15 protein-coding genes are annotated in these 19,659 nt (G+C 60.6%); 11 read left to right on the forward strand and 4 right to left on the reverse strand.

Annotated features, from left to right (window positions below):
* Both dcm and IEX44_RS08195 read left to right on the forward strand, forming a co-directional pair.
* On the forward strand, window positions 1-1,239 hold the full coding sequence (gene dcm, locus IEX44_RS08190) for a DNA (cytosine-5-)-methyltransferase (protein ID WP_188691615.1): 1,239 nt from the start codon (window positions 1-3) through the stop codon (window positions 1,237-1,239).
* 6 nt (window positions 1,240-1,245) lie between these two features.
* Window positions 1,246-1,731: a very short patch repair endonuclease gene (locus tag IEX44_RS08195; protein WP_188691617.1), complete on the forward strand. Its 486-nt coding sequence runs from the start codon at window positions 1,246-1,248 to the stop codon at window positions 1,729-1,731.
* Between the two features lie 29 nt (window positions 1,732-1,760).
* Here IEX44_RS08195 and IEX44_RS08200 read toward each other — a convergent pair whose 3' ends face one another.
* On the reverse strand, window positions 1,761-2,336 hold the full coding sequence (locus tag IEX44_RS08200) for a flavin reductase family protein (RefSeq protein WP_188691619.1): 576 nt from the start codon (window positions 2,334-2,336) through the stop codon (window positions 1,761-1,763).
* Between the two features lie 31 nt (window positions 2,337-2,367).
* Window positions 2,368-3,630, reverse strand: coding sequence for a TIGR03862 family flavoprotein (locus IEX44_RS08205; protein WP_188691622.1), 1,263 nt, complete (start codon window positions 3,628-3,630; stop codon window positions 2,368-2,370).
* Between the two features lie 113 nt (window positions 3,631-3,743).
* On the opposite strand from IEX44_RS08205, the gene IEX44_RS08210 reads away from it, so the two are divergent.
* Window positions 3,744-4,280: a YaeQ family protein gene (locus tag IEX44_RS08210; protein WP_188691625.1), complete on the forward strand. Its 537-nt coding sequence runs from the start codon at window positions 3,744-3,746 to the stop codon at window positions 4,278-4,280.
* A gap of 311 nt (window positions 4,281-4,591) precedes the next feature.
* A complete protein-coding gene (locus tag IEX44_RS08215; protein ID WP_188691629.1) occupies window positions 4,592-6,169 on the forward strand; it encodes an ABC transporter substrate-binding protein in 1,578 nt (525 codons plus the stop codon).
* A 69-nt stretch (window positions 6,170-6,238) separates the two neighbouring features.
* Here IEX44_RS08215 and IEX44_RS08220 read toward each other — a convergent pair whose 3' ends face one another.
* On the reverse strand, window positions 6,239-7,093 hold the full coding sequence (locus IEX44_RS08220; RefSeq protein WP_188691633.1) for a LysR family transcriptional regulator: 855 nt from the start codon (window positions 7,091-7,093) through the stop codon (window positions 6,239-6,241).
* Window positions 7,094-7,208: 115 nt separating this feature from the next.
* On the opposite strand from IEX44_RS08220, the gene IEX44_RS08225 reads away from it, so the two are divergent.
* From IEX44_RS08225 to IEX44_RS08235, 3 genes are all read left to right on the forward strand, one after another.
* Window positions 7,209-8,504, forward strand: a complete 1,296-nt coding sequence (locus IEX44_RS08225) for an MFS transporter (RefSeq protein WP_188691637.1) — start codon at window positions 7,209-7,211, stop codon at window positions 8,502-8,504.
* 150 nt (window positions 8,505-8,654) lie between these two features.
* Window positions 8,655-9,971, forward strand: a complete 1,317-nt coding sequence (locus IEX44_RS08230; RefSeq protein ID WP_188691640.1) for an aspartate aminotransferase type Ic — start codon at window positions 8,655-8,657, stop codon at window positions 9,969-9,971.
* Between the two features lie 52 nt (window positions 9,972-10,023).
* Window positions 10,024-10,371, forward strand: coding sequence for a GFA family protein (locus IEX44_RS08235; protein ID WP_188691643.1), 348 nt, complete (start codon window positions 10,024-10,026; stop codon window positions 10,369-10,371).
* Window positions 10,372-10,442: 71 nt separating this feature from the next.
* Here IEX44_RS08235 and IEX44_RS08240 read toward each other — a convergent pair whose 3' ends face one another.
* Window positions 10,443-11,648 carry an MFS transporter gene (locus IEX44_RS08240; protein ID WP_188691646.1) on the reverse strand — a complete coding sequence of 402 codons (1,206 nt, stop codon included), beginning with the start codon at window positions 11,646-11,648 and terminating at the stop codon, window positions 10,443-10,445.
* A 105-nt stretch (window positions 11,649-11,753) separates the two neighbouring features.
* Between IEX44_RS08240 and IEX44_RS08245 the strand changes: the two genes are divergently transcribed.
* The 4 genes from IEX44_RS08245 to IEX44_RS08260 all read left to right on the forward strand — a co-directional run bounded on the left by IEX44_RS08245 (window position 11,754) and on the right by IEX44_RS08260 (window position 19,133).
* Window positions 11,754-12,665: a LysR family transcriptional regulator gene (locus tag IEX44_RS08245; protein WP_188691650.1), complete on the forward strand. Its 912-nt coding sequence runs from the start codon at window positions 11,754-11,756 to the stop codon at window positions 12,663-12,665.
* Between the two features lie 253 nt (window positions 12,666-12,918).
* Complete coding sequence (gene atzF / locus IEX44_RS08250; RefSeq protein ID WP_188691654.1) at window positions 12,919-14,745, forward strand: allophanate hydrolase; 1,827 nt, start codon at window positions 12,919-12,921, stop codon at window positions 14,743-14,745.
* A gap of 9 nt (window positions 14,746-14,754) precedes the next feature.
* Window positions 14,755-18,390 (forward strand): urea carboxylase, encoded by a 3,636-nt coding sequence (gene uca, locus IEX44_RS08255; RefSeq protein WP_188691657.1) that lies wholly within the window; start codon window positions 14,755-14,757, stop codon window positions 18,388-18,390.
* The gene (locus IEX44_RS08260) at window positions 18,387-19,133 is read left to right on the forward strand and encodes a GntR family transcriptional regulator (RefSeq protein WP_188691660.1); all 747 of its coding nucleotides are present in this window, start codon (window positions 18,387-18,389) and stop codon (window positions 19,131-19,133) included. Before uca ends, IEX44_RS08260 begins: the two co-directional genes overlap by 4 nt.
* Window positions 19,134-19,659 lie beyond the last annotated feature (526 nt).

The raw sequence follows: 19,659 nt of genomic DNA on the forward strand, positions 1-19,659 counted from the left end.
ATGAATGCACCGGCCGACCTTGTCCGCTCCTTGCTTGAAGCAACCCTGAACAGCTATTCCCGCGCCGAACTCGCCCGGTATCTGGACGTCAATCCGGCCACCATTGCCCGCTGGATCAATGGCCAGTCTGAACCGCGCGCCTATGTCGCCCAGGCGCTGCAACAATTGCTGCAGCCCTCGGTGCCCGCCCGTACCCAACCGGCCGACTTTACCTTCATCGACCTCTTTGCCGGCATCGGTGGTATTCGCCGGGCATTTGAAACTGAAGGTGGGCAATGTGTGTTCACCAGCGAGTGGGATACCTACGCGCAAAAGACTTACCACGCCAACAACCCGGACGGGCAACGCATTGCCGGGGACATCACCCAGGTCGCTGAGGCTGATATTCCGGCGCATGATGTCTTGCTGGCCGGTTTTCCGTGCCAGCCGTTCTCCATTGCTGGTGTCTCCAAAAAGAATGCGCTGGGTCGCGCCCACGGTTTTGCCGATGCCACCCAGGGCACGTTGTTCTTTGATGTCGCCCGGATCATCGCGGCGCATCGTCCACGCGCGTTTGTACTGGAAAACGTCAAGAACCTGCACTCGCACGATCAGGGCCGTACCTTCGCCGTGATTCTTCATACCCTGCGAGAAGAACTGGGTTATGAGGTCCATTACCGGGTCATTGATGGCCAGCATTGGGTACCGCAACACCGCGAACGCGTGGTGATTGTCGGTTTCCGCGAGCCCACCGACTTCAGCTGGGATCTGCTGCAACGGCCTGACCACAAGCTGCCCACCCGCATGGCGCAGGTGCTGCATCGCACTGATGGCAAAGAACCGGTGCTGGAGCACGATGGTGACAAGTTCTTTGATCACGCCAAAGGCGAGGTCAACCCCAAGTACATCCTGACCGACAAGCTGTGGGCATATTTGCAGAACTACGCAGAGAAACATCGCGCCAAGGGCAATGGCTTTGGCTTCGGGCTGGTCGATGCCAACAGCGTTTCGCGGACGCTATCGGCCCGCTATTACAAGGATGGCTCGGAGATTCTGGTCAACCGCGGTCCTGGCCTGAACCCGCGTCGGCTTACCCCGCGGGAATGTGCGCGCTTGATGGGCTATCCGGATGATTTCCGTATTCCGGTTTCCGACACCCGCGCCTACAAACAATTTGGCAACTCGGTCGTCGTCCCGGTGTTCCGCGAAGTAGCCCGCATGATCAAGCCATGGATTGTGCCGGAGCCGGTAAAAGGCTGATCTGCCATGACCGACGTCGTCGATGCCGCCACCCGTAGCCGCATGATGTCGGGCATTCGTGGCAAGAACACGTCGCCAGAAATCACTCTGCGCAAGGCACTGTTTGCGCGGGGTTTCCGTTATCGCATCCACGTGCCGGGTTTGCCGGGCAAGCCTGATCTGGTCTTACCGCGTTATCACGCGGTGATTCTTGTTCATGGCTGTTTCTGGCATGGCCATGACTGTCGTTATTTCAAGGTCCCGCAGACCCGGACCGAGTTCTGGATGGGCAAGATCAACAGCAACCGGGCGCGAGACCGGCGAGAGTATGCTGAGCTTAAAGCGCTGGGATGGCGTGTGCTGGTGGTCTGGGAATGCGCCGTGCGTGCCACGCGCAAGGATGCCTCGTTCAGGCTGGTGGATTTTGTGGCGGAGTGGCTGACGGCAGATGCTGCCGATGCCGAGATCAGTGAGACTGGGGTGAAGGGGCTGGTAGCTGCACCGTCACCCTGAACGATGCAGCAACCGGGTGCGCATTGCACTTACTTCTTTTGCACCTCAAACGCCTCACCCGTGGCAAAGAACGTTCCGCCCGCAATGTAGTGAATGGAGCGATTCAGTGGCTCATCATCAAACTGCCAGTGACCGTCCTGGAAGACACGCGGGTCGGCATGCGCGGCCACGACTTCGCCGATGAACATGTCGAAAGTCTGCTGGTTGTGCGGCTCCGGGATCACTTTGCACTCAAGCCATGCCAGGCAGCCTTCTACCAAAGGGGCACCGACTTTGGTGGCGGGGAAATGCTTCAGCCCGGTGGTTGAGAATTTGTCACCATCACGACCAGAGCTGGAGCCGGCCGCCAGGGTGGCCTGCGCCAGTGCGCGACTGGGCACGTTCAGGACGAACTCGCCCGATGCTTCAATCAGTTCTCGTGTCAGCGTGGATTTGTCGATGATGACCAGCATCTTGGGCGGGGCGAAGTCCAGCGGCATGGACCAGGCAGCAGCCATCACGTTCTGGCGACCACCGTGCGCACTGCTGACCAGCACGGTAGGGCCGTGGTTCAGCAGCCGGTAGGATTTGGCGAGGTCGACTTCAATAGGGGCGTGATCAGACATGGGGGCACCGGCGAGAGAAAAACGATGCCTCTCAGGTGCGGCCAGCTTCCAGCCAATGCAAGACCCCTTCACCCGCCGCGCGGCCGCTGGCAAAGCAGGCGGTCAACAGATAACCACCAGTGGGGGCTTCCCAGTCCAGCATTTCACCGGCGCAGAACACGCCGGGTAGGGCGCGCAGCATTAAATTGGCGTCCAGCGCATCAAAACGCACACCACCAGCGCTGCTGATGGCTTCATCCAGCGGTCGCGGTCTAATCAGTTTGAGCGGCAATGCCTTGATGGTGCGCGCCAGGCGGGTCGGGTCGGCCATTTCTTCTTTGGAGAGGACCTCCCTTAGCAGTCCGGCTTTGACACCCGTCAGGCCCAGTTTGCTTTGCAAATGGCTGGCCATAGAGCGTGAACCCCGCGGGATGGCGACTTCGGTCAGCACGCGTTCAAGGCTGCGGCCGGGTAACAGGTCGACATAGATGGTCGCGCTGCCCTGGGCGGTGATGCGATCACGAATCGCTGCCGAGAAGGCATAGATCAGGCTGCCCTCCACACCAGTGCGGGTTACGACAAACTCGCCCGGTTTCACAATGGTGGCGCCGCGCGCATCGGTATACGACACCGCGACCGACTTGAGCGGCGCGCCAGCGTGTTTCTCGGCAAAGAAGTCCGTCCATGGCAGATCAAAGCCGCAGTTGCTGGGTTGCAGCGGGGCGATGTCTACGCCTTTTTCAGCCAGCAGCGGCACCCACGCGCCATCTGAACCCAGTCGCGACCAGCTGCCACCACCCAGTGCCAGGACCACTGCATCGGCCTTGAAGGTCGTCTCGCCCGTGGGCGTGGCCAGGCGCAATGTACCGGGCGCATCACCCCAGCCCAGCCAGCGATGGCGGACCTCCACGCTGACCCCTGCGTTTTTCAGCCGGTGCAACCAGGCCCGCAGCAGCGGGGCTGCTTTCATCTCTTTGGGGAAAACGCGGCCGGAGGTTCCGACAAACGTTTCGATGCCCAGATCGTGAATCCAGTTGCGTAGCTGGTCTGGTGTGAACGCATTGACCAGTGGCGTCAGTGTCTCTGCCCGATTGCCATAGCGCCCCAGAAACGGACCGATCGGCTCGGAGTGGGTGATGTTCATGCCACCCACGCCAGCCAGCAAGAATTTGCGGCCGATAGAAGGCATGGCATCAAACACGGTGACCTTTGCACCGCCAGCAGACAGTACTTCTGCCGCCATCAAACCAGCCGGCCCCCCGCCAATCACGGCAACAACAGGTGCAACAGAAGGGGATATACGGCGGGCGGGCATAAGGGTTCCAGGCAAAGCGGTGGCACAAACCATCATTGTACAGGTCAGGCCGGTGGAGCGCGGGCGGGTGATTGGGTACACTGCCGCGTCTTTCACTTATTCAGGCCTGTGCCGTGGCGCTCAAATCCACCATTTTCAAAGCCGAACTCTCCATTGCAGATATGGATCGCGGCTATTACGCCACGCACGCGCTGACCATCGCCCAGCATCCGTCAGAAACTGACGAGCGCATGATGCTGCGTCTTGTTGCCTTTGCCCGTCATGCCAGCGAGACACTGGAATTTGGTCGCGGCATCAGCGATGAAGAAGACCCCTCGCTGTGGCAACGCTCGCTCACGGAAGAGATCGAACTGTGGATTGATCTGGGTCTGCCAGACGAAAAACGCATCAAGCGCGCCGCCCAGCGTGCCAATGAGGCGTGGATTTACGCCTACGGTGGCAGCGCGGCAGACATCTGGTTTGGCAAGAACCAGTCTGAGATTCGCCGGTTTGATAACCTGCATGTGGTGTCGGTAAGCCCGGAGATCATGTCGGGTCTGGCCGGGTTGATTGAGCGGACCATGCAGTTGCAATGCACGATTCAGGATGGCGAGATGTGGCTCTCTAGTGATAAGGGGAGTTTGCAAGTGGTGGTGAAGGAAATGGGATAACAGTTTGGGTTTGGCCATGGTCGTGATGTGTTGCGGCATGCGGCGAGGGGTGCAGACTCGCTGGTGATTGCGTCCCACGACCTCGTTATTCCGGCGAATGCCGGTATCCCGTAGTGAGGCGGGCAAATACATTGTCGTCAAACCTGCGCAGTGCCTTCCAGTCCATCTCACGCACACCAAAATCCCCTAACCGCCAAACCAACCGTTCTTTGGCATCGGGCCGTGTCAGCAGTTAAGCTGACAACGTTGCCACCGGCGCAATCCCCCCGCGCCGTCGTGTAAAAAACCAGAATATCCCGCAGGAGAAAAACATGAATCTGAGGATGCTCGCAGCCATTGTGACCGCCGTGCCGGCGCTGGCATGGGCCAAACCGCTTGCCGTATGTACCGATGCCAACCCGGACGGGTTTGATGTGGTGCAGTACAACGCGCTGGTCACCACCAACGCCTCGGCAGATGTCTTGTTCAGCCGGCTGGTCGAATACGATGCTCAGGCCGGCAAGGTGGTGCCGTCGGTGGCGCAGTCGTGGACGGCCAGTGAAGATGGTCTGACCTGGACATTCAAACTGCGCAGCGATGTCCAGTTTGGCGCAGCAGACTGGTTCAAGCCGACCCGGCCGCTCAATGCTGATGACGTGGTGTTCTCGTTTGAGCGCGTGTTCAACCCGCAGCATCCTTGGTTCAAGACCTCACCCAGCGGTTACCCCAGCGTGCAATCACTGCAGTTGAACAAGCTGGTCAAAGCGGTCAAGAAGGTCGATGACCACACCGTCCAGTTTGAACTCAACTACCCGGACGCTACTTTCTTGCCTACATTGACGATGGGTTGGGCCTCGATTTATTCGGCGGAATACGCCAACAAACTGGGCGTGGCCAAGGCGGGGGATTTCAACATCAGGCCCATCGGCAGCGGGCCGTTTGTGCTCAAGAGCTACCAGAAGGACGCCGTGATCCGTTACGACGCCAACCCGAACTGGTTTGGCGGCAAGCCCAAGGCGGAAAAGCTGATCTTTGCCATCACGCCGGATGCAACGGTGCGCTTGCAACGGCTGAAGGCGGGCGAGTGCCAGATTGCTTTGGCACCCAAGCCGCTGGATGTGCAATCGGCCAAGGCCGACAAGAATCTCAAGGTGGTGGATAACGCCGCCTTCATGACCGCGTTTGTCGCCATCAACAGCCAGCACAAGCCACTGGATAACGCACTGGTGCGCCAGGCCATCAATTACGCATTTGATGCCAAAACGTATTTGAAAACCGTATTTGACGGCACTGCGCAAGATGCCAGCCGGCCGTTCCCGCCCAACACCTGGAGCTTTGACAAAGACCTGGGCGATTACAACTACGACCCGGCCAAGGCCAAAGAACTGTTGAAGAAGGCCGGGTTTCCCAATGGTTTCGAGACCACGATCTGGACGCGCGCGACCGGCAGCGTGCTTAACCCCAATCCGAAAGCGGGTGCAGAACTGCTGCAATCTGATCTGGCCAAGGTGGGCATCAAGGCCACCATCAAGACCATTGAATGGGGCGAGTTGATCAAGCGCGGCAAGGCTGGTGAGCACGATCTCTTGTTCATGGGTTGGGCTGGCGACAATGGTGATCCGGACAACTTCTTCACGCCGCAATTTAGTTGCGCGGCCGTGCAGTCGGGTACCAACTTTGCCCGTTATTGCGACCCGCAACTGGACAAGCTGATTGCGGATGGCAAAAAGGTGAGTGACGTTGCTCAGCGTACCAAGCTCTATCGCAGTGCACAGAAGGTGATTTTTGATCAGGCCCTGTGGGTACCGCTGGCCTACCCGACCGCCTATGCGCTGACCCGTGCCAATGTCTCTGGCTATAAAGTCAGCCCGTTTGGCCGCCAGGACTTTGCCAGCGTGACGGTGAACTGAGCGCGAGTGTCCCGGACCAGTGAAAAAGCCAACCTTTTGGAGGTTGGCTTTTTTTATGCGGGAGAGCGATCAGAACGCGCGCAAGGTCGCACTCATGACCCGCAGAGCGCTGCGTGAACGCTCATCATGGACGCTGCGGTAAAGCACCACATTGGTCGGCTGCAGTGCGGGCAGGTTCAGTTTGTCCCGCACGCAAACAAGGCCGGAGGGCGCAGCGCGACGCCCCATTGCACCCACTGCCAGGCCGGCCGTCACTGCGGCAGAGAGCGCGCTGACCCCGTCACCCACGAACACTTCCAGCCAACTGATGCCGGCCTGGTCCAGCGCTTCAATCACATTGGTGCGCAGACCGCAGGGCGGGGCCAGCATGGCCAGCCGCAAGGGCTCATCGGGCGCCCAGCTGGTTTCGGGCAGGCCAAACCAGTCCATGTCATCTTCAAACAGCACCTCGCCATCTTGCCGTTCAAACTGGCGATCGGTGTGATGCAGCACGTAGGCAGCATCAAGCTGGCCTGCGTCGTAACAAGCCAGTACTTCAGCAGAGGTTGCGACCCGCACTTCAATGACCAGCGCCGGATCATGTGCCGCGACGCGTGCCAGCAAGGCGGGCAGGGAGGCGCCAGCAATATGCCCGCTGAAGCCTACCCGCAAGCGGCGCGGCGGCGCGTGTAGAACCGACCATGCGCGGTCGTGCGCGGCAAGCAGTTCCCGCGCGGCGGTGAGAAAGGCCTGACCTTCCATCGACAACCGCACCTGGCGCGGAGTGCGCTCCAGCAGGCGGCGGTCCAGATGGGTCTCCAGCCGCTTCAGTTTCAGGCTGACGGCAGACTGCGTGGTGTCCAGCGCCTCAGCCGCGCGGGTAAAGCTTTGCATGTCTGCCACCAGGACAAAGGCCTGCACGGCATCCAGATCCAGTGTATTCATCGGTAATACCATTTCAAATACTCATCACTGAAATATTGAACCATATCTGTTTGTTATGGCAAGCCAGTGCGACGATGGGCCCGTCTTCTTATCTTCCTATTGAATGGAGCGCGTCATGTCTACGCCGCACCTTGATCCTCACTCGCTACCTCCCAATCACCGCTGGAAAATCCTTGGTCTGGGCGTTGCTGCCAATGCAGCGTTCTCCGCCACGTTTGCCGGCATCCCGGCCACTGCCGTGCTCTTGCGCGCCGATTACCATCTGGATACCCACCAGCTAGGGCTGGTACTGGGCATGATGGGTCTTGGGGTGGCGGTCAGCGAACTGCCCTGGGGCATGCTGACCGACCGCTGGGGTGATCGCCGCGTTTTGTTGCTGGGCCTCTTCAGCATTGCCGCCTGGTTGCTGTTCATGATGCTGCGCGTGTCGCCATCCGGTGGCTATGTGCCGACGATGTCGGCCTTGATGCCAGGGCTGCTGCTGGTCGGCTTGCTGGGTGGCAGTGTCAATGGCTCCAGCGGCCGCGCCATCATGGCGTGGTTCACCGACAAAGAGCGCGGCCTGGCCATGAGCATCCGGCAGACCGCCGTCCCGGTCGGTGGCGCATTGGGTGCCCTGGTTCTGCCGCCACTGGCCCGCTGGGGTGGTTTTGGCACCGTATATGGTGCGTTGGCGCTGTTCTGCATGGTGAACGGCGTGCTGGCCTGGCGCTGGCTGCATGAACCGCCGCATCACGGTCAGATCGTCAATCAGGTGGCCGGATCGGGCATCCCGCCGGTGCAAGACCCGGTGCTGCAACGCATGACGCTGGCCATTGGCTTGTTGTGCGTGCCCCAGGTGGCGGTGCTGACGTTTACCCCCGTGTTCTTGCATGACTTTGGCCACTTTGGTGCCGTCGTGGCGGCGGTGAGCCTCGTCAGCATCCAGCTGGGTGGCGGCGCGTTGCGGGTGTGGAGCGGCTACTGGACCGATCGCCACCGCAATCGTCAGCGCTACATTGCCGCTTGCGCTTCGCTGAGCGTGCTGGCGTTTGCCATATTGGCAGCTGTGGTGCTGGCGCAGATGTTGATTGCGCCGCTGGCCCCGGCTTTGCGCCTGGCGATGATTCCAGCGCTGATCCTGGCGGGTTTGTGCGTCTCGGCCTGGCATGGGGTGGCCTATACCGAACTGGCGACGCAAGCGGGCGCCCACCGGGCTGGTACCGCGCTGGGTATGGGTAACGCTGCGGTGTTCGTGGCCTTCTTTGTGACACCGATGGTGATCCCGGTATTGAATGCGGTATCGGGCTGGCCGGCCGTGTGGTTGATGGGCAGTCTGGCTGCGTTGCTGGCGCTGTTTGCCTTCCGCCAGCGCAAGGCTGACGTACCGGCTTCGGCGTGCCTGCAGGTCGAACGCCGCGGTGCGCGCTGATCCGGGTGCAAGACCGGCATGGGTCACCGTGCCGGTGTGTGTTGTCCGCTAAAAAAGTCATTGCAAACGACAGTCTGCCCTAGCCACTTCGGCGCAGATGGCGCAAGATGTCGGGCTGTTCGACACAGACACCCGATTAGCGAGGATGCAATGCAAGAAGTAAACAGCGCCCTGCCGGCAGGCGACCTGGCAAGCCTGAGCAACGACGACCTGCAACGCTTTTATACCGCCGCGAATGAGCGCTATCAGGCGTTCAAAGCTCGTGGCCTCAAGCTCGACTCTACCCGCGGCAAACCGTCCGCAGATCAACTGGATCTCTCCAACGGCCTCCTGGCTGCTGTCGATGAGGCCGAAGCCCGTGGTGGTGGCGATCTGCGTAACTACGGTGGCGGCGTGAACGGCCTGCCGCAAGCGCGTGAACTGTTCGCCCCCATGCTGGGCGCACCGGCCGCACAAGTGGTCGTGGCAGAGAACTCCTCGCTGGCGCTGATGCACGACAGCATCGTGTACGCGCTGCTCAAGGGCGTGCCGGGCAGCAAGGCTGGCTGGTCGACCGAACCCGTTACATTCCTGTGCCCGGCTCCCGGTTACGACCGTCACTTTGCCATCTGTGCCCAATACGGCATCAAGATGATCGCCGTGCCGCTGACCGGGACCGGTCCGGATATGGATGTGGTGGAAAAGCTGGTTGCCGAAGATGCGTCGATCAAGGGCATGTGGTGCGTGCCCAAGTACGCCAACCCGACTGGCGATGTGTACTCCGACGAAGTGGTAGAACGCCTGGCGAAGATGAAAACTGCCGCTGCCGACTTCCGCATTTTCTGGGACAACGCCTACGCCGTTCACCATCTGACCGACAAGAAGCACGAGATCGCCAACATTCTGGAAGCCTGCGCGGCTGCCGGTAATGCGGATCGCGCCTTTGTGTTTGCATCCACCTCCAAGATCACCCTGGCGGGTGCGGGTCTGGCGCTGTTTGCTGCCTCCCCGGCCAACGTGGCCTGGATGACCAAAAACATGGGCTTCCGCTCGATTGGTCCGGACAAGATCAACCAGCTGCGCCACGTGAAGTTCCTGAAAGACTTCGCCGGCCTGCAAGCGCTGATGGAAAAACACCGCGCCCTGATCGTCCCGAAAATGAACGCGGTGCTGGACGTGCTGGCGCAGGAACTGAACGGTCGTGGCGTGGCCACCTGGACCAACCCGGACGGCGGTTACTTCATTAGCTTTGACGTGCGTGAAGGCTGCGCCAAGCGCGTGGTGCAACTGGCAGAAGAAGCCGGTGTTGCCATGGTGCCGGCGGGTAACACCTTCCCGAACGGTAACGACCCGAAAGACACCAACATCCGTATTGCCCCGACGTTCCCGGCACTGGATGGTGTGAAACTGGCCGCTGAGGGTATTGCTCTCGCGACGCTGGTCGGCGTCGCCGAAAACGAGTTGAAAAAACGCGGCCAGGCTGCGTAATCAAATAAACGGGCGCTGATCACAGCGCCCGTTTTTCTTTGGGAGGTGCGTGATGCAATACCGTGGAAGTTGTCACTGTGGCCATGTCGCGTTTGAAGCCGAAGGGACCATTGAAGGCGCCATATCGTGCAATTGCTCGATCTGTCAGCGCAAAGGCATCCTGATGTGGTTTGTCCCGAAGGCCAGTTTCAAACTGACTACGCCCGAAGAGAACGCCAGCACGTATACCTTTAACGCGCATCGTATCAAGCACCGGTTCTGCCCAAAGTGCGGAATCCATGTGTATGGCGAAGCGAACGACAAGCAGGGCAATCCGATGGCGGTCGTCAATATCCGCTGTATTGAGGGGATTGATCTGGCTGCCGTGCCGGTGAAAGAGTTTGATGGCCGCAGCGTTTGAGTCTGGCGACGTACCAAAACAAAAAGGCAGGGATGACCTGCCTTTTTGTTTGATTGCGCATCATGCATCGCTTAGCCGCGCGCTGTAGCCGCCCCTGCCGGCACCTGGCCAACCTGTCGCCACAACACCCACGCCAGCAACCCACCCAGGCTCAACAGCGCCCCGACCGCCGACACCCCATTCCAGCCCCAGTGCGCATACGCTGTCGCGGATAACATCGAACCGGCAGACCCGCCAATAAAGTAGCTTGTCATATACCCGGCCGTAACGCGATTCCGGGCATGCGGGAACAGTTTGTAGATCACATTCTGATTGGTGACGTGCACCCCCTGTACGGCCAGGTCCAGCACCAGAATGCCGATCAACAGTGCGATGATCGATTCTTTGGCCAGGGCAATCGGCACCCAGGACAGGAGCAGCAGAATCAGGCCCAGCCAGGTGGTGGTGTCTGTTTTGCCCTTGTCCGCCATGCGTCCGGCCATATTGGCAGCCAGCGCACCGGCAGCCCCCACGAGGCCAAACAGGCCGATGGTGCCATCACTGAAATGATATGGATCGGTGGCCAACAAGAACGCCATGGACGTCCAGAGCACGCTGAAAATAGCAAACGCGATCGCACCCAGCACTGCCCGCAGCCGCAACACGGGTTCATGGGCAAACAAGGTGAATACCGATGCCAGCAACTTGTGATACGGCAGACCAGCGTGTTCGTGATGATGTGGCAGTACGCGGGCCAGCGCGATGGCGGTGACAATCATCACCCCGGCGGCCACCCAGTACACCGTGCGCCAGTCGCCCAGGCTGGATAACCCACCGGCGACGGTCCGCGCCAGCAAAATGCCCAGCAGCAAGCCGCTCATCAAGGTACCGACGACCTTGCCGCGCTGTTCCGGCGCAGCCAGCGTGGCACCCAGTGGCACCAGTACTTGCGATACCACTGCGAACAATGCGGCAATGGCCGTACCCAGCAACACCAGTGCAAGGCTCGGCGCGGCGGCCGTGATCAATAGGCCAACTGCGCACAAGAGTGTCATGCCGACGATCATGCTCCGGCGTTCGAGCAAGTCGCCCAGTGGCACCAATAGCAGCAAGCCCACTGCGTAACTCAGTTGCGCCACAGTAATGATGATGCCCGCGCCCGCAGCGGTCAGGCCAAATTCGCCGGCCAGCGTGTGCAGCAAGGGTTGGGCGTAGTAGTTGCTGGCCACCACGAGGCCGGTGGAGAACGACATCAGCGCCACTTGCGCGGGGCTGAGACGATGTGCAGAGCCGTCCATGGGTATCTCCTTGTGATCCGTTTGTGCTGCGAAGTATCTGACGACGTCATGCATCACACAAATGTATACTTTTCATCAAATCAATCTTGTTTCGAGATACATAGCATGAACCTGCGCCAGATTGAATTCGCCGTTGCGGTGGCGGAGGAACACAGCTTTACCCGCGCTGCCGAGCGTTGCCACACGGTGCAGTCCGCGCTGAGTCATCAGATCGCCAAACTCGAAGACGAACTGGGGGCCAAACTGTTTGAGCGCAGTAGCCGCAACGTCAAACTGACCGTCGCCGGCCAGGCTTTCTTGCCCGTGGCGCGCCAGATGCTGGGGGCCGAGTCACGCATCCGCGATGAAGTTGCGGCTGCTGCGGGTACTGTGCGCGGCACGCTCACGGTCGGGACGATCTCCACCTTCAACCATGCTGATCTGGTGGATGTGCTGGCGCGGTTTCATGAGCGCTACCCGCATGTGGACATCCGTTTTTATCAGGGCATGAGCGAGAACCTGCTGGTGGATGTCCGCGCCGAACGCACCGATGTGGCGCTGGTCGGGCTTTGGCCGGGCGAGCCGGTAGAGGGGGTCAGCAAGCAAACCATTGCAGATGAAGAACTGATCGCCATCATTCCGCAGGCACACCCGCTGGCGCAGCGCGACCAGATCTCGCTGCTGGACCTGGTGGGATCACGCCTCGTTGATTTTTACGCCAACAGCGGCGCGCGGCGGCAGACCGAACAGGCTTTTGCCCGCGCCGGGATTGAGCACCGGGTCAGTTTTGAGGTCAGCCATATTGATTTGCTGGAACGCATTGTCCGGCGCGGCCTGGCGATCGGCCTCGTGCCCCGGTTTGAAGGCTACACGTGCGATCGGCTGAAGATGGTGCCCGTATCAGATGGCCCGCAGCGGCGGGTGTGGGCGGTGTGGAGTCTGGACCCGACACCAGCGGCCGTGGCTTTTTTGCGGATGGTGCATGAGGCGCTGGCGGAGAACGGGCATACGTTGCCGGAGCCAAACGTGTTGCCTTGAGGTGGGATCGGGGTGGTCCTTGTGAAAGCACGAGGCCAGATTGGCCCCTCTGTCATTCCCTTTTATGCACCTTGCATTATTGCGGTGCAAAACCTGCCCCCACTGTAAACATCTGGTGCGGCTCACCTTCGTCTTCGCCGCACAACTCCCCGCAATAAAACCAACAAACCACATAAAAACAAACATTTAGATTGTCTGGCACACCCCTTGCTGTACCCATCTCAATGCGATGTATACAAGACGGGATACAAACATGGGTGCAAAGATCGTTCCGCAAGCGGGCTGGACCTTACCGGAGTGGCGCAGTGCTTACATCAATGGCATGCAGCCAGCCGATGCGATTGAACATGTGCTGGCGCAATTGCCAGCAGATGACAATGCCTGGATTTCCCGCGCCACGCGTTCGCAAATTGCGCAGCAGCTCGCTGCCCTGAACGCGCGGCTCGATGCCGCAGGTGGCGATCTTTCGCGCTTCCCGTTGTTTGGCATACCGTTTGCCGCCAAAGACAATATCGACGCTGCCGGCTGGGAAACCACCGCCGCATGTCCGGCGTTCGGTTATGAGCCTGCGGCCAATGCCACCGTCGTGCAGCGCATGCTTGATGCCGGCGCGGTACTGATCGGCAAAACCAACCTGGATCAATTCGCGACCGGTCTGAACGGCACGCGCTCTCCCTACGGCCCGGTATCCAATACCTTTGATGAACGCTATGTCAGCGGCGGTTCCAGTTCGGGCTCGGCATCTGTGGTTGCGCGCGGCCTCGTGCCGTTCGCTTTCGGGACGGATACCGCCGGTTCGGGGCGCATCCCGGCCGGGTTCAACAATATCGTCGGGCTCAAGCCTACCAAGGGCTGGTTGAGCAATACCGGCGTCGTGCCCGCTTGCCGCACGCTCGATTGCGTCTCGGTGTTTGCGCTCACGGTGGATGACGCGCAGGCTGTCGCGCATCTGGCTGGCGGTTTCGATGCGGCTGATCCGTACTCGCGAGAGCCGCAAGTCACTTCGCCACTCATGAACGCCAAGCCGCGTTTTTGCATGCCGGATCAACTGCAATGGTTCGGCGATCATGAGTCGGCGCGTCTCTTTACCACTGCATTGGCGCAACTGAAAGAAGCGGGCGTTGAAGTCGAACCGGTGGATTTTGCGCCCTTCCTGGAACTGGCTGAACTCTTGTACCAAGGGGCATTCGTGGCGGAGCGCGTATTTGCCGCGCAGAACCTCCTGACCAGCAAGCCGTACGAGATCAACCCGGTCGTGCGCGGGATCATGCAGGGCGCAGCGCAGTACAGCGCCGTCGATAGCTTCCGTGCCGAGTATCGTCGCGCTGAGTTGTCGCGCATCATCAATCAGACCATGGCGGGTTACGACGCGCTGGTCGTGCCGACCTCCCCCAGTATCTACACGATTGACGACATGCTGGACGACCCGATCACGCTCAACTCGCGCTTCGGTACGTACACCAACTTCGCCAATTTCTCTGACCTGTGCGCGCTCTCTCTGCCTGCCGGGTTCCGTAACGATGGCCTGCCTTTTGGCATCACCCTGCTGGCGCCGGCCTGGCAAGACGACAAACTGGCTGCCTTTGGCCGCACCTGGCAGCAAAGCCACCCGCTGCCCATGGGTGCGACTGGCCGCAGCTTGCCGGCGCTACCCGCCGTCGCGCCGGCCGCCCCTGCTGCACATCACGTGCGCGTGGCGGTGGTTGGCGCACACCTCACCGGTATGCCGCTCAACGTGCAGTTGCAAGAGCGCAATGCCATCCTGGTCGAGCGCACCCACACCGCACCCAAATACCACCTCTATGCCCTGGCCAACACGACGCCGCCCAAGCCGGGCCTCGTGAAGGGCGAGGCCGGTTCGTCCATCGAGATCGAACTGTGGGATGTGCCCATGGCCGCCTTCGGCAGCTTTGTGGCGCTCATCCCCGCGCCGCTGGGTATTGGCACGCTGGAAACCGCAGATGGCCGCAGCGTGAAAGGTTTTATCTGCGAACCGTGGGCCATTAGCGATGCCACGGACATCACCCATTTCGGCGGCTGGCGCGCGTATATCGCCAGCCTGCAAACCGCTCAAGCTTGAGGATTCGCCATGTTCAAGACCGTTTTGATTGCCAATCGCGGCGAGATCGCGTGCAGAGCGATTCGTACCCTCAAGCGCCTGGGTGTGAAAAGCGTTGCGGTGTATTCCGACGCCGACCGCAACAGCGCGCACGTGACTGAAGCTGATGTGGCCATTGCGCTGGGCGGTGACAAGCCGGCAGACAGTTATCTGTGCATTGAAAAGATCATCGACGCCTGTAAAGAAACCGGCGCTGAGGCGGTGTTCCCCGGATACGGCTTTTTGTCAGAAAGCGCCGAATTTGGCGCGGCCTGCGCGGCCAATGACATTGTGTTTGTCGGCCCGACTGCCTTGCAGATGGAAGAATTCGGCCTCAAACACCGTGCGCGTGAACTGGCTGCCGCCGCTGGCGTACCGACCACACCGGGCAGCGGCTTGCTGGATTCTGCCGACCATGCGCTCGCAGAGGCCGAAAAGATCGGCTACCCGGTCATGCTCAAAAGCACGGCAGGTGGCGGTGGTATTGGTCTGACCCGTTGTGACGACGCGCAGCAACTGGCCTCGGCTTTCGAGCGTGTGCAACGGCTGGGCGAACAGTTTTTCCGCGATGGTGGCTCGTTTATCGAACGCTTTGTCGACCAGGCTCGTCACATCGAAGTGCAGATTTTTGGTGACGGCAACGGCAAGGTGTTTGCTTTGGGGGAACGCGACTGTTCCATCCAGCGCCGTAACCAGAAAGTGATTGAAGAAACCCCGGCGCCCAATCTGCCGGCCGCCACCCGCGCCGCGCTGTTGGCATCTGCCCAGCGCCTGGGCGAATCGGTGAATTATCGCTCCGCCGGCACGGTGGAATATGTCTACGACAGCAAGCGTGATGAGTTCTACTTCCTGGAAGTGAACACCCGCTTGCAAGTCGAGCACCCGGTCACTGAATCCGTCACCGGGCTGGATCTGGTCGAATGCATGCTGCGCGTGGCCGCTGGCGATGCGCTGGACGAAGCCGCCATGGTGCGCGCTCCGCAAGGTGCGGCGATTGAAGTGCGCTTGTACGCGGAAGACCCGGTCAAGCAGTTCCAGCCTTCGCCGGGCGTGCTGACCAATGTCAGCTACCCGGACAGCGCCATTGTGCCGCTGCGGGTGGATGGTTGGGTCAGCACCGGTACCGAGGTGCCCTCGTTCTACGACCCGCTGCTGGCCAAGCTGATTGTGCGCGGCGAAAACCGTGCCGAGGCGCTGGCCAACCTGCAAACCGCACTGGATAACACCGCACTGCATGGCATTGCCACCAACCTGGATTATCTGCGCCAGATCATTGCCAGTGCCGCATTTGAGGCGGGCCAGGTTTCGACGCGTTTTCTCGATAGCTTTGTCTATCAACCGTCGGTGGTCGAGGTTCTTGAACCGGGCACCTACACCAGCGTGCAGGATTATCCAGGTCGCGTTGGCTACTGGGACATCGGCGTGCCGCCATCCGGCCCGATGGATGATTACGCCTTCCGCCTCGCCAATCGCATTGTCGGTAATGACGTGTCTGCCGCTGCACTGGAATGCACGCTGCAAGGCCCGACGCTCAAATTCCATACCGATGCCACCATCGCCCTGACTGGCGCGGTGTGCCCGGTGACGCTCGATGGCCAAAGCGTGGCCATGAACCAGCCGCTGTCTATCAAGGCGGGTCAGGTTCTGGCGGTAGGCCGCGCTACCAGCGGTTGCCGCACCTATGTGGCTATCCGCAACGGAATTGATGTACCGGTTTACCTGGGTAGCCGCTCTGCCTTTGCGCTGGGCCAGTTTGGCGGCCACGCCGGCCGCACCCTGCGTGCAGCCGATATGCTGCCGGTCAGCCAGCCTGATCTGCCTGCGTGCACCACGCCTGCACCAGTCACCGAACCTGCCGCCGCACCGGTTGCATTGGTGCCGGAATACGGCACGAACTGGGAAATTGGCGTGCTCTATGGCCCGCACGGCGCACCGGATTTCTTCCAGCCCGAAGCCATTGAGGCGTTCTTCGCCAGTGATTGGGAAGTGCATTACAACTCCAACCGCCTCGGTGTGCGGCTGATCGGCCCCAAACCGACCTGGGCCCGGAGCGATGGTGGTGAGGCCGGGCTGCATCCGTCCAACATCCACGATTGCGAATACGCCATTGGCAGCATCAATTTCACGGGCGATTCACCGGTGATTCTGACCCGTGACGGCCCCAGCCTGGGCGGCTTTGTTTGTCCGGCCACCATCGCCAAAGCCGAGTTGTGGAAGGTCGGTCAGGTGAAACCGGGCGACAAGATCCGCTTCAAGTGCATCAGCTACAAAGAGGCCGTGGCGCTGGAGCGCGCACAAGACGCACAACTGGCGGCACTCTCTTTGGTGCCCGTCGCCAACGTGGCCGATGTGGAACTGCCCGCCACCTCGTCACCCGCCATCCTGGCCGAGCTGCCAGAAAACGGCGTGCGGCCGGCCGTGACTTACCGCCAGGCTGGCGATACGTACATCCTGATGGAGTACGGCCCCAATGTGCTCGATCTGAAACTGCGCCTGCGCATCTATCTGATGATGCAAAAGCTCAAGCAGTTGAACGTGCCGGGCATTCTGGAACTCTCGCCGGGCGTGCGCTCGCTGCAAATCCGCTTCAACGGTTACGAGATCAGCCAGCAACGCCTGCTGGCCACCTTGCTGGCGGCCGATGCTGAACTGCCGGATGTCTCGACCCTCAAGCTGCCGACGCGCGTGGTCTACATGCCGCTGGCGTTTGAAGACTCCGCCACGCTGGGCGCCGTACAACGCTATCAGGAAACCGTACGCCATCAGGCGCCGTGGTTGCCCAACAACGTCGACTTTATCCAGCGCATCAATGGCCTGGAAAGCCGCGAGCAAGTCAGCGACATCATTTTTGACGCCAGCTACATGGTGATGGGGCTGGGGGACGTGTATCTGGGCGCGCCGTGCGCCGTACCGGTCGACCCACGCCATCGGCTCATGACCAGTAAGTACAACCCGGCCCGCACGTTCACCGCTGAAGGCACGGTGGGTATTGGCGGCGTGTACATGTGCATCTACGGCATGGATTCGCCCGGTGGCTACCAACTGGTGGGTCGCACGCTGCCGATCTGGAACAAGTTCCTCAAGAACGCCGTGTTTGCGCCGGGCGAGCCATGGCTGCTGCGCTTCTTTGACCAGGTGCGTTTCTACCCGGTGTCTGAAGCTGAACTGGACGTGCTGCGCGAAGATTTCCGTCATGGCCGCGCCGGTGTGCGGATCGAAGAAGAAGTGTTCGACTTCGCCGCCTACGAGCAATTCCTTGCGGACAACAGCGCCAGCATTGCCGACTTCCAGGCCCGCCAGAAAGTGGCGTTCGATGCCGAAGTGGCGTTGTGGGCCGCCGATGACAGCGCGCATCACCACGCCGTTGTGGTCGAGGAAGAGGCCGAAGACGCCGTGGACGATGGACACCACATCATCAGCGCTGACCTGTGCGGCAGCATCTGGAAAGTGCTGGTGGAAGTGGGCCAGAAAGTGGACGCCGGCTCGCCGCTGATTGTGGTCGAAGCCATGAAGATGGAGCTGGCGGTCAACGCCCCGGTATCCGGCACCGTGCGCTCGATCCGCGCCATGCCGGGCAAAGCGGTTACGCCGGGTGAGCGCTTGCTGGTGCTGGAGCCACATGCATGAAACCCGAACCGGTCGCGTCTTTAGCTAACGAGGATGCCGCGCCCGGCAAACGGCGTGGCTCCAAAGACAATCTGGCCAATGGCATCTACGCCAGCATCAAGGCGGACATCATGGAATTCCGCCTGCTGCCCGGTGATCGCTTCACCGAAAGCGAAGTGGCCGAACGCCTGAATGTCAGCCGTACGCCAGTCCGTGAGGCGCTGTACCGCTTGCAGAACGAGCACTTTGTCGAGGTGCAGTTTCGTAATGGCTGGCAGGTGCGACCGTTTGATTTCGCCTACTTCGAAGACCTGTACGACGTGCGGGTGATTCTGGAACTCGCTGCCGCTCGCCGTTTGTGTGAGCACGTGGACCTGGACACCAACGCCGAACTGGTCGAGCTGAAAAGTCTGTGGCTGGTGCCAGTGGGCGAGCGCTTGACTGACGGCAAGATCGTCTCCGGTTTTGATGAGTTGTTCCACTCCACGCTGGTGGCGGCCACGGGTAACCGGGAGATGGCGCGGATTCACCGCGACGTGACCGAAAAAATCCGCCCCATCCGCCGGCTGGATTTCACCAAACCGTACCGGGTGGATACGACCTATCACGAGCATGGCGCCATCCTGCGCGCGATCTTGCAGCGTCGCGCGGATGAAGCGCAGCGGATGCTCAAGGCGCATATCGATGAGAGCAAGTCTGAGGTGAGGAAGATTACGTTGCATATGTTGCATGCGGCGCGGAAGGGGGCCAGCGATGGCTTGTGATCGCGGTGCTTCTTTAACTAACCGCTGTTAGCGCCTTCGGCGCGGTTTTAAAAGGCATTTGATACCCGCGGTGGCGGGAGCACCCTACTTTCTTTGCTTCGCCAAAGAAAGTAGGCAAAGAAAGGCGACCCCAGCCTGGCGGCCCTCCGGGCTTCCCTCAGTCGGTCGGGAGCCTGGGGTCTCCCTCCACTTCCTCGGCGCTTGGCTTTAACGGGGGAGAAAGTCAAAAACAACGGCAACAGCAACGGCAACAGCAACAGCAACAGCAACAGTAGGAGAGGCTTGGGGGGTCTCGCAAACAGACGGTTTGCGGGGTTGCAGTTGGGTTTGACGTGAGGCCCTCCGGCAGTGCCGAGCATCGCAGTAAGGCGCGGGGTTTCGGCGGTAGGGGGAGGCCGCAGGCCGGACTCCCGAAGCCAGCCGCGCCTTGCGAGAAGCGCAGGGAACCCCGAAGGGGCGCTGTCGTAGGGTCGCCTTTTCTTTGGTTACTTTCTTTGGGGCCGCCGAGGCTGGCGAAGCAAAAGAA

Origin of the sequence: Silvimonas amylolytica (assembly GCF_014645555.1) — a bacterium.
GTDB lineage: Bacteria > Pseudomonadota > Gammaproteobacteria > Burkholderiales > Chitinibacteraceae > Silvimonas > Silvimonas amylolytica.

Coding starts and splice junctions, on each gene's coding strand:
- dcm (WP_188691615.1), top strand. CDS start 1: ATGAATGCACCGGCCGACCTTGTCCGCTCCTTGCTTGAAGCAACCCTG.
- IEX44_RS08195 (WP_188691617.1), top strand. CDS start 1,246: ATGACCGACGTCGTCGATGCCGCCACCCGTAGCCGCATGATGTCGGGC.
- IEX44_RS08200 (WP_188691619.1), bottom strand. CDS start 2,336: ATGTCTGATCACGCCCCTATTGAAGTCGACCTCGCCAAATCCTACCGG.
- IEX44_RS08205 (WP_188691622.1), bottom strand. CDS start 3,630: ATGCCCGCCCGCCGTATATCCCCTTCTGTTGCACCTGTTGTTGCCGTG.
- IEX44_RS08215 (WP_188691629.1), top strand. CDS start 4,592: ATGAATCTGAGGATGCTCGCAGCCATTGTGACCGCCGTGCCGGCGCTG.
- IEX44_RS08220 (WP_188691633.1), bottom strand. CDS start 7,093: ATGAATACACTGGATCTGGATGCCGTGCAGGCCTTTGTCCTGGTGGCA.
- IEX44_RS08225 (WP_188691637.1), top strand. CDS start 7,209: ATGTCTACGCCGCACCTTGATCCTCACTCGCTACCTCCCAATCACCGC.
- IEX44_RS08230 (WP_188691640.1), top strand. CDS start 8,655: ATGCAAGAAGTAAACAGCGCCCTGCCGGCAGGCGACCTGGCAAGCCTG.
- IEX44_RS08235 (WP_188691643.1), top strand. CDS start 10,024: ATGCAATACCGTGGAAGTTGTCACTGTGGCCATGTCGCGTTTGAAGCC.
- IEX44_RS08240 (WP_188691646.1), bottom strand. CDS start 11,648: ATGGACGGCTCTGCACATCGTCTCAGCCCCGCGCAAGTGGCGCTGATG.
- IEX44_RS08245 (WP_188691650.1), top strand. CDS start 11,754: ATGAACCTGCGCCAGATTGAATTCGCCGTTGCGGTGGCGGAGGAACAC.
- atzF (WP_188691654.1), top strand. CDS start 12,919: ATGGGTGCAAAGATCGTTCCGCAAGCGGGCTGGACCTTACCGGAGTGG.
- uca (WP_188691657.1), top strand. CDS start 14,755: ATGTTCAAGACCGTTTTGATTGCCAATCGCGGCGAGATCGCGTGCAGA.
- IEX44_RS08260 (WP_188691660.1), top strand. CDS start 18,387: ATGAAACCCGAACCGGTCGCGTCTTTAGCTAACGAGGATGCCGCGCCC.